Source organism: Enterobacter sp. Bisph1 (assembly GCF_000814905.1).
GTDB lineage: Bacteria > Pseudomonadota > Gammaproteobacteria > Enterobacterales > Enterobacteriaceae > Kosakonia.
In genome coordinates this window covers 26,596-44,765 of the sequence record NZ_JXAG01000032.1, presented here as the reverse complement: position 1 = coordinate 44,765, position 18,170 = coordinate 26,596, and the positions used below count along the sequence as shown (strand labels likewise).

The 18,170-nt window shown below is 54.3% G+C and carries 15 protein-coding genes; 10 read left to right on the top strand and 5 right to left on the bottom strand.

Going from position 1 to position 18,170, the window contains the following annotated elements; all coding sequences use genetic code 11:
* Nucleotides 1-136: 136 nt before the first annotated feature.
* Nucleotides 137-820, bottom strand: coding sequence for a DUF2076 domain-containing protein (locus RW65_RS06990; RefSeq protein WP_039055983.1), 684 nt, complete (start codon nucleotides 818-820; stop codon nucleotides 137-139).
* A 214-nt stretch (nucleotides 821-1,034) separates the two neighbouring features.
* Here RW65_RS06990 and RW65_RS06985 point away from each other — a divergent pair, with 214 nt between their 5' ends.
* The 3 genes from RW65_RS06985 to arsC are packed head-to-tail and all read left to right on the top strand — an operon-like array spanning nucleotide 1,035 to nucleotide 3,127.
* The gene (locus tag RW65_RS06985; RefSeq protein ID WP_039055982.1) at nucleotides 1,035-1,355 is read left to right on the top strand and encodes a metalloregulator ArsR/SmtB family transcription factor; all 321 of its coding nucleotides are present in this window, start codon (nucleotides 1,035-1,037) and stop codon (nucleotides 1,353-1,355) included.
* 42 nt (nucleotides 1,356-1,397) lie between these two features.
* The gene (locus RW65_RS06980) at nucleotides 1,398-2,687 is read left to right on the top strand and encodes an arsenic transporter (protein ID WP_039055981.1); all 1,290 of its coding nucleotides are present in this window, start codon (nucleotides 1,398-1,400) and stop codon (nucleotides 2,685-2,687) included.
* An 11-nt stretch (nucleotides 2,688-2,698) separates the two neighbouring features.
* The gene (arsC, locus tag RW65_RS06975) at nucleotides 2,699-3,127 is read left to right on the top strand and encodes a glutaredoxin-dependent arsenate reductase (protein ID WP_039055980.1); all 429 of its coding nucleotides are present in this window, start codon (nucleotides 2,699-2,701) and stop codon (nucleotides 3,125-3,127) included.
* A 136-nt stretch (nucleotides 3,128-3,263) separates the two neighbouring features.
* On the opposite strand, the gene RW65_RS06970 is transcribed toward arsC, so the two are convergent.
* Together RW65_RS06970 and RW65_RS06965 are read right to left on the bottom strand one after the other, a co-directional pair.
* Nucleotides 3,264-5,561: an FdhF/YdeP family oxidoreductase gene (locus RW65_RS06970; protein ID WP_039055979.1), complete on the bottom strand. Its 2,298-nt coding sequence runs from the start codon at nucleotides 5,559-5,561 to the stop codon at nucleotides 3,264-3,266.
* Between the two features lie 133 nt (nucleotides 5,562-5,694).
* Nucleotides 5,695-6,618 (bottom strand): LysR substrate-binding domain-containing protein, encoded by a 924-nt coding sequence (locus tag RW65_RS06965; RefSeq protein WP_039055978.1) that lies wholly within the window; start codon nucleotides 6,616-6,618, stop codon nucleotides 5,695-5,697.
* 300 nt (nucleotides 6,619-6,918) lie between these two features.
* Between RW65_RS06965 and hglS the strand changes: the two genes are divergently transcribed.
* The 5 genes from hglS (at nucleotide 6,919) to rimL (ending at nucleotide 13,450) form a co-directional block, all read left to right on the top strand.
* Entirely contained in the window at nucleotides 6,919-8,262 is a 1,344-nt protein-coding gene (gene hglS / locus RW65_RS06960; protein WP_039055977.1) for a 2-oxoadipate dioxygenase/decarboxylase HglS, read from the top strand.
* A 42-nt stretch (nucleotides 8,263-8,304) separates the two neighbouring features.
* Nucleotides 8,305-9,813, top strand: coding sequence for a carboxylesterase/lipase family protein (locus RW65_RS06955; RefSeq protein ID WP_039055976.1), 1,509 nt, complete (start codon nucleotides 8,305-8,307; stop codon nucleotides 9,811-9,813).
* Nucleotides 9,814-10,072: 259 nt separating this feature from the next.
* Complete coding sequence (locus tag RW65_RS06950; RefSeq protein ID WP_039055975.1) at nucleotides 10,073-11,728, top strand: glucan biosynthesis protein D; 1,656 nt, start codon at nucleotides 10,073-10,075, stop codon at nucleotides 11,726-11,728.
* Between the two features lie 267 nt (nucleotides 11,729-11,995).
* Nucleotides 11,996-12,742 (top strand): hypothetical protein, encoded by a 747-nt coding sequence (locus RW65_RS06945; protein WP_039055974.1) that lies wholly within the window; start codon nucleotides 11,996-11,998, stop codon nucleotides 12,740-12,742.
* 165 nt (nucleotides 12,743-12,907) lie between these two features.
* A complete protein-coding gene (rimL, locus tag RW65_RS06940) occupies nucleotides 12,908-13,450 on the top strand; it encodes a 50S ribosomal protein L7/L12-serine acetyltransferase (RefSeq protein ID WP_039055973.1) in 543 nt (180 codons plus the stop codon).
* Here rimL and ydcK read toward each other — a convergent pair.
* On the bottom strand, nucleotides 13,445-14,425 hold the full coding sequence (gene ydcK / locus RW65_RS06935) for a YdcK family protein (protein WP_039056098.1): 981 nt from the start codon (nucleotides 14,423-14,425) through the stop codon (nucleotides 13,445-13,447). The genes rimL and ydcK overlap by 6 nt on opposite strands.
* Nucleotides 14,426-14,549: 124 nt before the next feature.
* Between ydcK and tehB the strand changes: the two genes are divergently transcribed.
* Nucleotides 14,550-15,146, top strand: a complete 597-nt coding sequence (gene tehB / locus RW65_RS06930) for a tellurite resistance methyltransferase TehB (RefSeq protein WP_039055972.1) — start codon at nucleotides 14,550-14,552, stop codon at nucleotides 15,144-15,146.
* A gap of 42 nt (nucleotides 15,147-15,188) precedes the next feature.
* On the opposite strand, the gene pepT is transcribed toward tehB, so the two are convergent.
* Entirely contained in the window at nucleotides 15,189-16,418 is a 1,230-nt protein-coding gene (gene pepT, locus RW65_RS06925; protein ID WP_039055971.1) for a peptidase T, read from the bottom strand.
* Between the two features lie 106 nt (nucleotides 16,419-16,524).
* On the opposite strand from pepT, the gene RW65_RS06920 reads away from it, so the two are divergent.
* Complete coding sequence (locus RW65_RS06920) at nucleotides 16,525-18,120, top strand: ABC transporter substrate-binding protein (protein WP_039055970.1); 1,596 nt, start codon at nucleotides 16,525-16,527, stop codon at nucleotides 18,118-18,120.
* The last annotated feature ends 50 nt before the right edge of the window (nucleotides 18,121-18,170 follow it).

Below are 18,170 nucleotides of genomic sequence, written 5' to 3'. Positions count from 1 at the left end.
CGAAAGAACTTTTGTGACCAGCTTCCTGGTCCCGGGTAAAGATATACAGAGCGAGAATGATGAAAAAGCGCCGGGTGTTGTGTCAGGAGTGCATAAGAAATAACCCGGCGGTCAGTTCCACCGGGCAAATTGCTGCTTAGATAAAGCTGTCGTCGTCGTTGCTATAGTCGCCGTCATCAAGATCATCATTCTGATACGGGTCGTTAGCGAAAGGATCGTCGTTATTCTGGAAACGGGTATCGGAAACATTATTGAAATCCGTATTCTGAGCTGCGTCAAAGCCGCTGTTTTGCACAGGTGCCGCAGGCTCTTCAATAATATTAACAATCTCTTCCGGGCGCGAGTGATGGAACATGCTGGTCAACATATCGGCCAGTACCACGCCGCCCGCCACGCCCGCTGCGGTTTGCAGCGCGCCCGCCATAAAACCCCCGGCGCGTGATGCGCCAGCTGCGGCTTGCGCCGGGCGGGAGTAATCCTGTTGCGGCGGCGGTTGGCTGTTATTCCAGTTGCTTTCCGGCTGTGGGTTTTGCGGTTTTGCGCCGCCGAACAGACCGCCGAGGAAACTGCCGCCGCCCTGGGGTTTACTCTTCTGCGCCGCCAGTTCGCTTTCCAGTTGCTGAACTTTGCTTTGTAGCTGTTTGAGCGCCGCTTCCTGAATAAGGATCGATTGCGCCATATAGTAGGGCGACGCAGGCTGCTGTCGAACAAACTCGGCTATCTGACGCTCAGCCTCGGCATCGCGCTGGCTATTCTGCTGCTCGGTCTGTTTCAGGCGCTGGAAAAGGCCGTTGATAAGCTGCTGTTCTTCGTATTGCATGGCGATAACCTTCCGGTCATGGTGAGAGTTAACGCTAAGTTTATCAGCGCCGGCACAGGCTGTCCGCTGGGTGAAATGTTTGTTTAAGATTGGTTGCAGCTGGGCAAAAAAATCAACGCGCTGGCCCTTTTCTTAGCAAATCACCGGGCGTCGCTTTAAAAGCTTATACATATGGATTAGCATACCTGTTTTCCGCCAGGTTACAGGTATCCGCATGCTGCATCCCGTTCAGCTTTTCAAAATCCTTTCTGACGAAACCCGGCTTACCATCGTTATGTTGCTCAGGCAGGCTGGAGAGCTTTGCGTATGTGATATCTGCGCGGCGGCAGGAGAATCGCAGCCCAAGATTTCACGGCATATTGCCCTGTTACGTGAAAATGGTCTCGTGATTGACCGCCGTGAGGGAAAGTGGATCTACTATCGCTTATCGCCCCACATGCCTGCCTGGGCTGCGGCAACAATTGATACCTCATGGAACTGCCTGCGCGCAGAAGTTGGCGCCAAATTAAAATCCGCCCCTCAAGGTTTATGCTAACGCTTACACATATTCATTCATACGTATATAAGGAAGGCTACGATGTTACTGGCCGCAACGATTTTTGTTTTTACGCTGGTACTGGTTATCTGGCAGCCCAAAGGGTTGAGTATTGGCTGGAGCGCCACCCTCGGCGCTATTCTGGCGCTGGCCTGCGGGGTTATCCATCTAAGCGATATTCCGGTGGTATGGAATATCGTCTGGAATGCGACGGCGACCTTTATCGCGGTGATCATTATCAGCCTGTTGCTCGATGAGTCGGGATTTTTCGAATGGGCCGCGCTGCACGTCGCGCGTTGGGGCAACGGCCGCGGCCGCTTGCTGTTTACCTGGATTGTGCTGTTAGGCGCGGCGGTCGCTGCGCTGTTTGCCAATGATGGCGCGGCGCTGATTCTGACGCCCATCGTGATAGCCATGCTGCTGGCGCTTGGCTTTAGCCCCCGCGCGACGCTGGCTTTTGTTATGGCCGCGGGCTTTATCGCCGACACTGCCAGCCTGCCGCTGATTGTTTCCAATCTGGTGAATATCGTTTCGGCCGACTTTTTCCATCTCAGCTTTAGCGGCTATGCCGCGGTGATGGTGCCGGTGGATATCGCAGCAATCGCGGCGACATTACTGATGCTGCACCTCTTTTTTCGCAAAGAGATCCCGCCCACTTATGCGGTGGAGAAACTGGCCGCGCCCGCCAGTGCGATTAAAGATCCGGCGACATTCCGTACCGGCTGGGTGGTACTGCTGTTGTTGCTGACGGGCTTTTTTGTGCTGGAGCCGCTGGGCATTCCCGTTAGCGCCATTGCTGCCGTCGGCGCGTTGATCCTATTTACCGTGGCGAAAAAGGGTAAGGCGATAGATACCGGGAAAGTCTTGCGCGGTGCGCCGTGGCAAATCGTTATCTTTTCGCTGGGTATGTATCTGGTGGTATATGGCCTGAGAAATGCCGGATTAACGGATTATCTCTCCGGAGTTTTGAACCTGCTGGCGGATAAAGGTTTGTGGGCGACGACACTCGGCACAGGGTTTATCACTGCCTTTCTCTCCTCAATAATGAACAATATGCCGACGGTGCTAATTGGCGCGCTCTCCATTGATGGCAGCAACGCCACGGGCATGATTAAAGAGGCAATGATTTATGCCAATGTCATTGGCTGCGATTTGGGGCCGAAAATCACCCCTATTGGTAGCCTGGCAACGCTGCTTTGGCTGCATGTGCTGGCGCAGAAGAACATTACTATTGGCTGGGGCTATTACTTCCGTACCGGTATTGTGATGACCCTGCCGGTACTCTTTGTGACGCTGGCGGCGCTGGCACTGCGCCTCTCTTTTACTTCGTAGTGAGATAATTTATGAGCAACATTACCATTTATCACAATCCGGCCTGCGGCACCTCGCGCAATACGCTGGCGCTAATTCGCAACAGCGGGGCAGAGCCCACGGTTATCCACTATCTTGAAACGCCGCCGACGCGCGATGAATTGGTCTCTTTGCTTGGCGCAATGGGGATCACGGCGCGTGAACTGCTGCGCAAAAATGTTGAGCCTTATGAACAACTCGGGCTGGCAGAAGATAGCTTTAGCGAGCAACAGCTGATCGATTTTATGCTTGAACATCCGATTTTGATTAACCGCCCAATCGTGGTGACGCCGCTGGGCACGCGCCTGTGCCGCCCGTCGGAAGTAGTGCTGGAGATATTGCCCGATGCCCAGCAAGGGGCATTCAGCAAGGAAGATGGCGAGCAGGTGGTCGATCGGAACGGCGCGCGTGTTAAACCCTGATTGCGCCTCTTAACATGACAAAGGCCCGCAGATGCGGGCCTTTTGTCAAATACCCTATGCCCGCCAGTGACAGGCAAGGGTGCTGTGCCGATCCTATAAATAATCCTCAGGCGCCCGCACAGTGCGAGCGCCGTTTTCAGGCAATCCGCAAGGTCTGACGAGCGTGCGCCGCCGTGACGCTAACGGGGATAGATTTCGAGGTGGGCGTACCGGTGCCATCGCCAAAACGGGTCAGCGGTACCAGCGGGTTGGTTTCCGGGTAGTAGGCCGCCAGATTGCCGCGCGGAATGTCATACGCCACCAGGCGGAAATCTTCCACCCGTCGCTCGATACCGTCCGTTGAGCGGGTTTCAATATCGACGCGATCGCCATCCTTCAGGCCGAGGGCGTCGATATCATCCGGGTGCATAAACAGCACGTCCCGCTGGCCATAAACGCCGCGATAACGGTCATCGAGGCCGTAAATCGTGGTGTTGTACTGATCGTGGGAGCGCAGGGTTTGCAATACAAACGGCGCGTCCGTTTCCGGACAGACCGACTGCGGCAGCACAGCGGCACTGAATTCCGCCTTGCCGGACGGCGTAGCAAAACGCAGGTCGGCGGCGGCATTACCCAGCCAGAAACCACCCGGCTCTTCACAACGCGCGTTGAAGTTGTCAAAGCCTGGTATTGTCGCGGCGATATGCTCGCGGATCAGGTTGTAATCCCCGGCCAACGCCCGCCAGTCCAGCTTCTCCTTGCCAAGAGTGGCATCAGCGATACCGGCGACAATCGCCGTTTCTGAACGCTGCGTCGTTGCCAGCGGTTTGCCGATACCCTCAGAGGCATGCACCATACTAAAGGAGTCTTCTACCGTCACGAACTGGCGGCCGCTAGCCTGCACATCCTCTTCTGTGCGCCCCAGCGTCGGCAGAATTAATGACGCTTTACCCGGCATCAGATGGCTGCGGTTAAGTTTGGTACTGATATACACCGTCAGCCCACAGCGGCGCAGCGCTTCGCAGGTGCGCGGCGTATCGGGCGCAGCGGCGGCCAGGTTGCCGCCAAGGGCGATCAGTACTTTTACGTCGTCCCGCAGCATCGCCGAAATTGCTTCCACGGTATTGTGGCCGGGTTCGCGCGGCGGGTTGAAATTAAAATGACGGCCAAGACTGTCGAGCAGGGCGGTCGACGGTTTTTCGTCGATCCCCATAGTGCGATTGCCCTGCACATTGCTATGACCGCGAACGGGGCAAAGCCCGGCGCCGGGTTTACCTAAATGGCCGCCAAGCAGCTGCAGATTAGTGATTTCACGCACCGTATCCAGCGAGTGTTTATGTTGGGTAATGCCCATCGCCCAGGTGCAGATAACCCGTTTCGCCTGTTGCCAAACCACGGCGGCATCGCGCAGCTGCTGCTGGCTCAGGCCGGACTGTTGCTCAATGCTCTGCCAGGATGTGGCGTCGATTTGCGCAAACCATTGGTCAATCCCATTGGTATGTTCGGCAATAAAGGCATCGTCAAACAAGCTCTCTTCACCTTTTGCCAGACGCTGGCGCTGGGTTTCCAGCAGCGCTTTGGCAATGCCGCGCACCGCCGCCATATCGCCGCCGAGGCGTGGCTGATAATAGGATGAGCTGATTGCGCCCGCCTTTGAAGTGACCACTTCCAGCGGTTTTTGCGGATCGGCAAAACGCTCAAGGCCGCGCTCGCGCAGGGTATTAAAGGTGACAATTCGCGCACCGCGATCTGCGGCGTGACGCAGGCTATGCAGCATGCGCGGATGGTTTGTGCCGGGATTCTGCCCGAAGACAAAAATGGCGTCCGCTTGTTCAAAATCCGCCAGATGAATAGTGCCTTTTCCCACGCCAATGCTGCGTTTAAGCCCAGCACCGCTCGCTTCATGGCACATATTGGAACAGTCCGGGAAATTATTGGTCCCGACCATGCGGCCAAACAGTTGATAAAGGTAGGACGCTTCGTTGCTGGCGCGACCTGAGGTATACAGCTCCAGCTGATTGGGGTGATCCATCGCACGGATATGTTCACCGATCATTGCAAAGGCGTCAGCCCATGAAATCGGCTCATAGCGATCCGTTTGCGGGTTGTAACGCAGCGGTTCGGTTAAACGTCCCTGGTATTCAAGAAAATAGTCGCTCTGGCGAGTCAGGGCGCTCACGCTGTGTTGCGCAAAAAAAGCAGCGTCTATCTGGCGGCGCGTTGCCTCCCAGGTGACGGCTTTGGCACCGTTTTCGCAGAAACTAAAGGTACTTTTATTATCATCGCCCCATGCGCAGCCGGGGCAATCAAATCCCCGGGCTTTATTCATACGCAGCAGATTGCGCATGTTTTTTAAGGCGTTTTTGCTGTCAATAACGAAGCGCGTGGTCGCTTCAAGGGAACCCAAACCACCGGCAGCTGCGCGGTAGGGTTTGACTGCGGTTTTAAATTTCATCTCTTATTCCGGCTACGGATGGCTACTGCGTTAAGGTCGTTGCGTAACGGCCCTTAATCAACGGCCTTTTTTATCACATTTTTAACCAGTTGTTTACCTGTTGCGCAACCGGAAGAGAGTAAGCGAGCCGGGATCACCCCGGCATCGTTTTGCGGATCGCCGCGATAAGGGCATGAGCCGCGGGCGGCAGGGGATGATCAACGCGGGTGATAATGCCAATCGGATCGCCAATCCCCGAGGCAGGAATGGGTAGCGCCACCAGCGAACCGAGGCGCAAATCATCTTTCACCGCCCCAGACGGCACAAACCAGACATAGTCGTACTCGACGGTGAGCTGTCGCGATAGCGAGGCGGAAAGGGTTTCCAGACAACCTGAGGGCAACTTACAGCTCTGGCTGGCGAGCAGCTCCTCGGTATTTTGTCGCGGCACCGTCCCTTGGGGTAGCACCACCACCGGCCATTCCAGCACCCGGCTCAGGGTGACAGTGCTTTGCAATAGGGGATGGCCGGGGCGCACCACCAGTTTTAGCGACTCGAGAAACAGCAGTTCATAGCTCAACCCGCTCATCAAGTCCGGATCGGACATTCGCCCAATACCCAAATCGAGTTCACCAGACTTTAGCCCGGCGAGGATCATCGGGTTATTGGCGGTGGCGACCTGGATCGTAATATCCGGCTGCTGTTTGTGTAGTTGACCAATCACCGCCGGTAAAATCCCCAGCGCGGCGGTAGGCAGCGCGCCGATGCGGATCAGATCGTTTTTCTGTTCAGTAGTGTGATTAAGGGACTGTCCTGCAATATTGACCGCATCGAGCACGCGTACCGCATGGGTGAGAAACTGCTCGCCAACCAGCGTAAGCTGTGCGCCCATACGTCCACGATCGAACAGGCGCTTACCGGTGAGCTGTTCCAGCTCATTGAGGGTTTTCGACAGCGCAGGTTGACTTAAGTTAAGGGTTTCTGCCGCGCGCCCCAACGTCCCTTGTTGAGCGACGGCAACGAATGTGTGCAAATGGCGCAGTCGAATGCGCTGAGAGAACATACCGTGTTTTTCCATAAGATGATGTTAAAGGTGTACGCAATCGCCGGTAAGTTAAGTTGTTTAATATTGATAACCAGAAAGCAAAATATTATTAACATTTAATCTCTTTAAGTTACAAACCTCTTCTGCCCGCAATGTGACGTAACCAGCATGTTGATAGGGTTTTGCCAGGCGCTTATTCATAATCTTTCGTTATGTTCGTTACCCGGCGCGCGATGCGCGTTTTCAGCCACGATCACACTTTGTAAATTTCCTGGTACACACGTAAAAAGCCTTCTCTACACTCCAGAGAGAACACACTGGAGGGATTACACTATGGCGTACAGCATCACGGCTGATGAGATTCGGGAACAATTTTCACAGGCCATGTCGGCCATGTACCAGCAGGAAGTTCCGCAGTACGGCACGCTGCTGGAGCTGGTTGCAGACGTCAATCTGGCGGTGCTTGAAAACAACGCGCGGCTACACGAGCAACTGGCGAACGCCGATGAATTAGCGCGGCTTAACGTTGAGCGCCATGGCGCTATTCGGGTAGGGACCGCCGATGAGCTCTCCACCCTGCGGCGCATGTTCGCCATTATGGGGATGTTTCCGGTCAGCTATTACGATCTCTCACAGGCAGGCGTGCCGGTCCATTCTACCGCCTTTCGCCCGATTGACGATGGGGCGCTGGCCCGCAATCCGTTTCGTATTTTTACCTCGCTGCTGCGCCTGGAACTGATTGAGAACGAAGCCTTGCGCAACAAAGCCGCCGCGATTCTGGCGAAGCGAGACATTTTTACGCCAGCCTGCCGCCAGTTAATTGAGGTGCACGAGCTGAACGGGGGTTTTACCCCGCAGCAGGCCGATGCCTTTGTTGCCGAAGCGCTGGAAACCTTCCGCTGGCATGGTCACGCCACCGTCGATGAGCAAACCTATCAGGCGCTGCATAATGAGCATCGCCTGATTGCCGATGTGGTCTGTTTCCCCGGCTGCCATATCAACCACTTAACACCGCGTACGCTGGATATTGACCGGGTGCAGGCGTTAATGCCGGAATACGGCATTGAGCCGAAAATTCTCATTGAAGGGCCGCCGCGGCGCGAAGTGCCGATTTTGCTGCGCCAGACCAGCTTCAAAGCGCTGAATGAACCGGTATTGTTTAACGGCAAGCACAAGGGAATGCACACCGCGCGTTTTGGTGAGATTGAACAGCGCGGCGTGGCGTTAACGCCGAAAGGGCGTGCGCTTTATGATCAACTGCTGACCAGCGCCGGAACCGGCAAAGATAACCTGACACACCAGATGCATTTAATGGAGGTGTTTAAAGCCTTCCCCGACAGCGAGATGCTGTTGCGCAAGCAAGGTCTCGCGTGGTTCCGTTATCGCTTGACGCCCACCGGTGAAGCGCACCGCCAGGCGATTCGTCCCGGCGACGATCCGCAGCCGCTGATCGAGCGCGGCTGGGTGGTGGCGCAGCCGATCACCTATGAAGATTTCCTGCCCGTCAGCGCCGCCGGGATTTTTCAGTCTAACCTCGGCAATGAAACCCAGGCGCGCAGTCACGGCAACGCCAGCCAGCAGCAGTTCGAAGCCGCCCTCGGGTGTCCGGTGTTAGACGAGTTCACACTCTATGAGGAAGCCGAAGCCCGCAGCAAACGGCGTTGCGGTCTTTTGTGAAAAAGGTAATCATCCGCACATCTGTTTTTTCTGGATGATGTTATGGAAAATCCATCAACCGCGTTGGTGCATACCCGCCAGGGCAGCTTACTTGGCTGCAGTGAAGAGGGTTTTCATATCTGGCGCGGTATTCCCTTTGCCGCTCCGCCCACCGGAGAATTGCGCTGGCGCGCGCCGCAGCCGCCGCAGTCCTGGCAGGGCGTGCGCATGGCGGATTCTTTCTCCGCCGCCAGTTGGCAAAACAGCGAGTATTGTCAGCAGGTAGGCGGCGGCGATCCGGGCCAATTCTCTGAAGACTGTCTCTATTTAAATATCTGGTCACCGGCAACGCGGAAAAAACCGCTGCCGGTAATGGTCTGGCTGCACGGCGGCGGGTTTACCATTGGCTCCGGCGGGCTGGCACCCTATGACGGAAAAGCGTTGGCCGCCCGCGGCGTTGTGCTGGTCACCGTCAATTATCGCCTTGGGCATCTTGGCTTCTTCGCCCATCCGGCTCTTGAAGCACAGGCGGGCGAGCGCCTGTATAACTTCGGCCTGCTCGATCAAATCGCGGCGTTGCGCTGGGTACAGGAGAATATCGCCGCCTTTGGCGGCGATGCGGCAAACGTCACGCTGTTCGGTGAATCCGCCGGAGGACGCAGCGTTATGGCATTAATGGCCTCACCGCTGGCAACAGGGCTGTTCCACAAAGGCATTATCCAAAGTAGCTATACCTTACCGGATACCCCGCGCGCCACCGCACTGGCAAAAGGGAAGGCGGTCGCCGCCCATTTTGGTCTGCAAAATGCTACCGCCGATCAACTTCGTGCGCTGCCGGCCGACGCCTTTTGGTCACTGGACGGCGCGCTAAAAATCGCCCCGACACCGATCGCCGGGGATAGCGTATCACCGGAACCGATGCTCGACACTTTTTTTGCCGGGCGACAGCATTCAATGCCGGTGATTGTCGGTTCTAACAGCGACGAAGCCAGCGTAATGGCAGAATTTGGTGTCGATCTGGCCGGGCAAATTGAAAAGCTGCGCCGCGAGCAGCGGTTGGGCCTCGGGCTAATCCGGCTGCTCTATCCTGGGGTAAAGGGCGATGCGGAGCTTGGCCGTCAGGTCTGCCGCGATATGGCCTTTACCACCCTTGGGCTGGTCGTTATGCAGGCGCAACAGCGGGTGGGGCAACCCTGCTGGCGTTACTGGTTTGATTATGTGGCGGAAGCGGCGCACGACGTTTACGTCAACGGCGCGTGGCACGGTAATGAAGTACCTTATGTGTTTGATAATCTGCTGCTTGCCGAGCCGTCAAACCGCTATGTTAACGCGCGGGATCTCGCCTTTGCCGCCCACATTGCCGATTACTGGGTCGCCTTTGCTGCCCACGCCACACGCCATAGCGACGCGCTGCCCGGCCCGGTCAACTGGAAGGCCTGCGTTCGCGGCCGCGATCGGTTGTTACGTATCGGCTTGAATAAACATGCAGGATTTCGCATGGCGAACCGCTTTATGCGCGCCCGCCTAAGCCTCTTTCGCCGGGTGATGCACCAGCACGTGAAGCTGGATTAAAAGCTCACTTTTGTAGCCCCTGCGTTGCTTTTCGCACGCATGGCGGGGCAATGCTTATCCAACAAACAGACCTTTTCACCGCTTTCGGGCGGTGCTTATCAACAGAAAATATTTTACATTTCGTGCAGATAATCGCCGGCCAACAATTGGATTCTCAATGAATTTTGTCTAGAGTGATGCGTTCATTAAAAAACGTTTTTGCCGCTGTTTCGCGCATCGCGAAATGCCATTTGACGACCAGAAGGACGTGTTACCAGGCATGAACCGCAGACGATTTATTCAGGCATCCATGGCCCTTGCCGCAACTTACGGCACCACCGGCGTAGCATCGCTCTTTTCCCGTGCGGCGTTTGCTGCGGAAAACGACATCGCCGATGGCCAGAGCCGCAGTTTTGATTTCTCCGTGCTGCAGTCCATGGCGCACGACCTGGCACAACAGCCGTGGGGCGGCGCGCCGAAGGCGTTGCCCAACACGCTGGCGAATCTAACGCCGCAGGCTTACAACAGTATTCAGTATGACGCGCAGCACTCGCTGTGGAATTCCGTTGAAGGCCGCCAGCTTGACGTGCAGTTCTTCCACGTCGGCATGGGTTTTCGCCGCCGGGTACGCATGTTCTCCCTCGATCAGAACAGCCATCAGGCGCGTGAAATTCACTTTCGCCCGGAGCTGTTTAACTACCACGACGCAGGTGTCGATACCAAACAGCTGGAAGGGCAAAGCGATCTCGGTTTCGCAGGTTTCCGCGCTTTTCAAGCGCCGGAGCTTGCGCGCCGCGATATCGTCTCGTTCCTCGGCGCAAGCTATTTCCGCGCGGTGGACAGCACCTTCCAGTACGGTCTTTCCGCACGCGGCGTTGCAATTGACACCTTTACCGATACCCCGGAAGAGTTCCCGGACTTCACCGCTTTCTGGTTTGAAACAGCGAAAGCGTCCGATACCACCTTTACGGTGTATGCACTGCTCGATAGCCCGAGCCTTACCGGTGCCTATAAGTTCGTGATCCACTGCGAAGAGAGCCAGGTGATCATGGATGTCGACAACCGCCTCTACGCGCGTAAAGACATTAAACAGCTGGGTATTGCGCCGATGACCAGTATGTTCAGCTGCGGTAATAATGAGCGCCGCGTCTGCGATACGATCCACCCGCAAATTCATGACTCCGACCGCCTGGCAATGTGGCGGGGCAACGGCGAGTGGATCTGCCGCCCGCTGAACAACCCGCAAAAACTGCAGTTTAATGCCTTCCAGGATGAAAACCCGAAGGGCTTTGGTCTGTTGCAACTCGACCGCGATTTTGCTCACTATCAGGATGTGATGGGCTGGTATAACAAGCGCCCAAGCCTGTGGGTTGAACCACGCAACAAGTGGGGCAAAGGGGCGGTCAGCCTGATGGAGATCCCGACCACCGGGGAAACGCTGGATAACATTGTCTGCTTCTGGCAGCCGGAAAAACCGGTGAAAGCGGGGGATGATTTTGCCTTCCAGTATCGGCTTTACTGGAGCGCAATGCCGCCGGTGCGTTCACCGCTGGCACGCGTCTACGCGACCCGTACCGGTATGGGCGGTTTCCCGGAAGGCTGGGCACCGGGCGAACACTACCCGGAAAAATGGGCGCGCCGCTTCGCCATCGATTTTGTCGGCGGCGATCTGAAAGCCGCCGCGCCGAAAGGCATCGAGCCGGTGATTACCTTATCGAACGGCGAGGCAAAACAGGTTGAGATCCTCTATGTCGAGCCGTTTGACGGTTACCGTATCCTGTTCGACTGGTATCCGACTAACGATTCCACCGACCCCGTCGAGATGCGTATGTTCCTGCGCTGCAGAGGGGACGCCATCAGCGAAACCTGGCTCTACCAATATTTCCCACCCGCGGCGGATAAGCGTAACTATATCGATGACCGCGTAATGCGCTAATTTTTCGCCCCCGTATGGGGGCGAATGCTTTTCTGATCTGGCCGGCATTATTTAGCATCCCCCATAAATATAAAGTTGAGAAACTGATCAATCATTAGATTCATGCAGAATATTACCTACCCTAAAAATATATAATATAGGTAAATGAAACTACTGAATTTATGAAAAAATAGATGTTATCCACATAATTAAAAATGACTGTATTGCCTTTTTAGCATTAGAGAATGAAAAATAACATCTCATTTATAAAAGTCGTAGAGGAATATAATGGAAAGGAATGATTCGGCAATGCTAAGAGCCGATAGCATTTGCAGTTCTGACAGTTCACAAGAAGCAGTTGGCGAAATTAAATCTTCCCCCGGCCCAAATGCACCTTACCGAAGTGACAAGCTTCCAACGCTTACCGATGCAGAAAATAGTGCCATCTGTGATGTGGCGGATACTGTGTATAAATGGGTACGCCTCAATCGGGAAAAAATAGCTACTTCTATGGGGTATGGAGGATGGGAGGGGTGGTTGCAGATTGAGTTGTGCCATTTGTTTAGATCTAAAAAACCTTATGAATTCGACAGGGAACAGCGTTACAGCGATAATTCCCTAAAGAGAATGGATTTTATGTTATACCTGAATAATATCATTCTCGCCGTTGAAATAAAAACCGAATCCAATAAATCATCAGTAGCGGATTTCATCAGAAATATTAGTGAGGATTTTATAAAGTTTGATAAAAATGAAATTACGGTTCGCCATGATTTTATAGGCTGGAAATTGATTAAAATGGCGATAGTGATAGGAAGTCGGCAAACCTATTATGCATTAAAAAACAAATACCCCAGCAGAAAAAATAAACGTTACCGGACGAAATTTAACTTTATACAAAAAGAAAAGCTGGGGAGAAATTATTGTTTTGAACGATTTTTAAAAGTAAATGCAGAAGGAGATGATATCCCACTATATTGGGATCCGAACTTTTGCTATGGTGTATTCATTATCGATATCGCGGACATTCAATAAGCACTGGGCTCAGCTATGACGCGTCGATAATCATTTTACCGGCGAACCCGAATATCCCTTAACGGAGATTTTGTCTAAATCTTTACCAGTGTGTGTTATGTTAATGAACGCGTAATGCGCTAGTTTTTTGCCCCCATATGGGGGCAAATATTTTATGGAGCTGCAATGGACGATACCCTGATTTCAGTAGATGAGCGCCTGAAACTACATGCCATCACCGAGCATTATGTCGAAGAACTGCATCAGCTGATTGTGAAAAATCGCGCCTGGCTACAGCAGTTTCTTAACTGGCCGCAATATGTCTCGTCGGTAGAGGGCACGCGTAAAACCGCGCAGAGCAATGTCCTGCTGCACCAGCGCGGCTACGCCAAAATGTTTATGATTGTGCGGGATAAAGCTGTGATTGGGGTGCTGACCTTTAATGCCATTGAGCCGTCTAATAAAACGGCCTATGTCGGCTACTGGCTGGATGAGGATGTCCAGCGGCAGGGGATTTTATCGCAAGCGATGGCCGCGATGATCGACTTCTATGCCCGCCGGGGCGAAATCCGCCGCTTTGTTATCAAATGCCGCGTCGCCAATCTCGCCAGCAATCAGGTGGCCAGGCGTAACGGCTTTACCCTTGAAGGCTGTCTAAAGCAGGCGGAATTCCTCAATGGCAGCTATGACGACCAGAATATCTGGGCAAAGATCGTCGATTACTCATAACGAGCCCACCAGCGGTGTGCGGGTAATATGCTGCGCGCCGTTGATCACTTTAGGTCCGCGCAGCAGGATGCTTTCACCTTCTTGCGCATCGACCACCGCGTCATCGGTGATTTCAATCTGATGTGCGATCAGCACATTGCCGTGCACGCGAGCGTTGCCCTGAATCACCACATTTTCATCGAGCTGCAACGGCCCGCCGCGTAGCCAGGCATAGCCGCCCACCAGAATGTGATGTTTTAAAATGCAGTTGCCTTCGACGACCGCGTTTTCCGCCACCTGCGAACTGTAGCGAAGGGTCGGGATCTCATCTTCCTCAACGCCTGCAACCACCCGCGCATGGCCATAGACTTTGGCGCAGTCACAAACCCAGACATCATTCACTTCGTTGCCTTCGAGCAGGGCGAAATCAAACACTTCGGCGCGATGTTCAATAAACGCATAATTAACGATGGCATCACCATAAATCTGTGCCTGGTGGACAACGCGTGAATGGCTAACGGTGGCGCGATCGTAAATCTGCAACACCTGACCGCTCTCCTGCGTCAGTCCAAGGGTGGCGATAATGTCGCAGCCGCTTAATATGCGGGCGTTATCGCGCAAGTGGCATATTCCGCGTACGGTAGAAGATTGCACAGTGACGTTGGCACTTAACCGTGCGCCGTGGCTTAATTCGCTGCCGTCCACCCACGCGTTATCTTCAACAATGACATCATGACAAATCACGCAGGGCTGGGTGATCCTCGCGTCATTACGCACCCGGCTCCCCAGAAACACCATGCTGTTTTCATCATAAATCCAGCAATTTCCCTGCTGATCCAGCACATCGTCGTCGTCAACCCAGCCGCCAGCGCTGCCTGCGGTGACATCATGGAAATCGCGCAGGGCGATAATCTGTCGCAGCGCAACAGCGTGCTTTTCACCGCTCAATAGATAATGAAAGGTGCGCGCCTCATCACTGAGTCGATACTTATTCATGCTACATTTCTCCCGTCCGCCAGAGTTAAACGTAGCAAATTTTTCGCTGCTGGCTATCCGCGAACGAAAGCAATAAAATGCATGTAAAATGCAACTTTAAAAACGGCGATATTTGAGGAACAGCATGACCACCCGCACCGATAACTACTTTACTGAGAAATACAGCATGACCCCGACACATTCGGAAGTGCTGAACGCAATGAACTATATTCAGCCTGGCAAAGCGCTGGATCTCGGCTGCGGCAATGGCCGCAACAGCCTGTTTCTCGCCAACCGCGGCTTTGACGTAACCGCGTGGGATAAAAATCCGAACAGCCTGAGCAACCTGCAAAATATCCGCGCGGCGGAAGGGCTGGAGAACCTGCATATTGACGCGGTGGATCTCAATACTCTGCATTTCGACGGCGAGTATGATTTTATTCTCTCCACCGTGGTGATGATGTTCCTCGAAGCACAAACCATCCCTGGCCTGATTGCTAATATGCAGCGCTGCACCAAACCCGGCGGCTATAACCTGATTGTTGCAGCGATGGATACGGCAGATTACCCGTGCAATGTCGGGTTCCCGTTCGCCTTTAAAGAGGGTGAATTGCGCGATTACTACACCGGCTGGGAGCTGCTGAAATATAACGAAGAGCTGGGTGAACTGCACCGCACCGATGCTAACGGCAACCGCATCAAACTGCGCTTCGCCACCATGCTGGCGCGCAAGGCTGCCTGATAACGGTGATGGCGGGCGAGATGCCCGCCTTTAAATCGGCTTTTACCGCGCCGCCATCAGGCACAGCTGCAGCGCCACGTTATAAGAGGCTTCAAACGCGCGCAGCGGCAGAAACTCAAAGCGCGAATGGAAATTATGCGCGCCGGTAAAGAAATTCGGCGTCAGCAAACCCATTGCCGACAGCGCCGCGCCGTCGGTGCCGCCGCGCATCGGCGTTGGCTTTGGCGTAATGCCTAAGGATTCCATCGCGCTAAACATCAGTTCAATGGCCCGGCGATCCTCGCCAATGGCGTTACTGATATTGCTATAGGTGTCGCTGATGGTGTACTCCACCTTTGCCGTTGGGTACTGGGCGGCGATGTGGGCTGCGACATCCGCAATCTGCTGTTTACGTTGGGCAAAGCTGGCGCTGTCGAAATCACGAATGCTGGCGCTCAGCGTGGCGTGGCCCTGAACCGCATTAATACCGTTAAACCAGATATAGCCTTCACGGCCTTCGGTATGCTCCGGCGTCTGCTGACGATCGAAATGGCTGATGTAATCCATCGCCATCAGCAGGGGATTTACCAGCACCCCTTTGGCCGACATCGGATGTGCGGTGACGCCGGTGAATTCTATTTGCGCGCTGGCGGCGTTAAAGTTCTCATAAACAATTTCACCCAGTTCACAGCAATCGATAGTCCAGGCGAAATCGACGGCAAAACGCTGCAAATCCAGCGCTTTTGCCCCGCGCAATCCTACTTCCTCATCCGGTACAAAGGCCACCACAATATCGCCGTGGCGGTGCTCCGCCGTCAGGTTTTCCAGTAGCGTCATCACCACGGTAACGGCGGCTTTATTATCCGCACCGAGCACGCTGGTACCGTCGCTAAAAATAATCTCTTCATTCGGGTAAGCGAGGATCTCCGGATGCTCGTCAACGCGCAGCCAGATATCCCGCTCACGATTCAAACAGAGATCTTCACCGGTAAAGCGCAGGATCTGTGGATGAATATGTGGCGATAAACCGACGTCAACGGTATCGATATGAGTGATAAAACCGATGCGCGGCGCGCCGGGAACATTGCCCTTTTTCACGGCCGTAACGGTGGCATGCTCATCAATCACAATCTCGTCAAGACCAAGGGTTTTCAGCTCAAGCGCCAGCTCTCGCGCCATCTCAAATTGCCCGGCGGTGGTCGGTAACGTGCTGGCGGCGGCGTCGCTCTGGCTGGTAATGCTGAGGTAGCGAAAGAAGCGATGCGTTAATTGACTGGCAAGGGATGACGACATAGTGATTCCTTCTTTATTCGTATTATCAGGTGTTTGCAAATTCACTTTAATGTTATTTATGAGAGGGCAAACCACAAGCATTAACAATAAAACAACAGGAAAAACTATGATTGGCAAACCGACAACACTTGCTTTGGCGTTGGCCGCGCTGATAGTGAGTTCTTCTGTGGCGGCGAAAACGCTGGTCTACTGCTCGGAAGGCTCGCCGGAAAACTTCAACCCACAACTCTATACTTCCGGCACCAGCGTCGATGCCAGCGCAGTACCGGTTTATAACCGGCTGGTGGATTTCAAAGTCGGCACAACGGAGCTGCAACCGAGCCTCGCCGAAAGCTGGGAGGTCAGTGATGATGGCAAGATCTATACCTTCCATCTGCGCAAGGGGGTGAAATTCCACAGCAATAAATACTTCACGCCGACCCGCGACTTTAATGCCGATGATGTGATCTTCTCGTTTATGCGGCAAAAAGATGCCAACAACCCGTATCACAACGTCTCTAACGGCACCTATTCCAACTTTGAAAGCCTGCAGTTCGGTACGCTAATCACCGCTATCGACAAAGTCGACGATCGCACCGTGCGCTTTACGCTGGCCCATCCCGAAGCGCCGTTTGTCGCCGATTTGGGCTGGTATTTTGCCTCGATCCTGTCGGCTGAATATGCCGATGCGATGCTGAAAGCCGGAACGCCCGAGCGTGTCGACCGGGACCCGATTGGCACCGGGCCGTTCCGCCTCGCACAGTACCAGAAAGATTCACGCATTCTGTTCACCGCTTTCGACCACTACTGGCAGGGCAAAGCCAAAATCGATCGGCTGGTCTTTAGCATCACGCCGGATGCCTCGGTGCGCGTAGCGAAACTCGAGAAAAACGAATGTCAGGTGATGCCGTTCCCCAATCCGGCCGATCTGCCGCGGCTGAAAGAGAACAAAGATATCACCCTGATGAGCAAAGCCGGGCTCAATACCGGTTTCCTCGCCTTCAATACGCAAAAAGCGCCGCTGGACAATGTCAACGTGCGCCAGGCGCTGGCAATGGCAATCAACAAACCGGCGATTATTGAAGCCGTGTTCCAGGGCACCGGGACGGCGGCAAAAAACCTGCTACCGCCGGGCGTCTGGAGTGCGGACAGTAATCTGAAGGATTACGACTACGATCCCGAAAAAGCGAAAGCGTTGCTGAAAGAAGCGGGAATTGCGCCGGGAACGACTATCGATTTATGGGCAATGCCGGTGCAGCGCCCTTATAACCCCAACGCGAAACGCATGGCCGAGATGATTCAGGCGGACTGGGCGAAAGTGGGGATCCAGACAAAAATTGTCACCTATGAGTGGGGCGAATATTTAAAAAGAGTGAAGGGCGGCGAGCACCAGGCGGCGTTAATGGGCTGGACGACGGCGACGGGCGATCCGGACAACTTCTTTGGTCCGCTGTTTACCTGCACCTCGGCACAGGGCGGCTCCAATTCGGCAAAATGGTGTTATCCGCCGTTCGACAAAATTATCGCCGATGCGAAGACGATTAACGATCGGGAAAAACGTGTCGCACTTTACAAACAGGCGCAGCAGATGATGCACGATCAAATGCCAGCGGTAATGATTGCCCACTCGACCATTTTCGAACCGGTGCGCAAAGAGGTGCAGGGCTACGAAATCGACCCGTTTGGCAAACATATTTTCTGGCAGGTGGACAGACAGGAATGAGTCGAAGCCGCCTGTTGTCAGCAGGCGGCGTTTTTCATCCTGTGACGTCG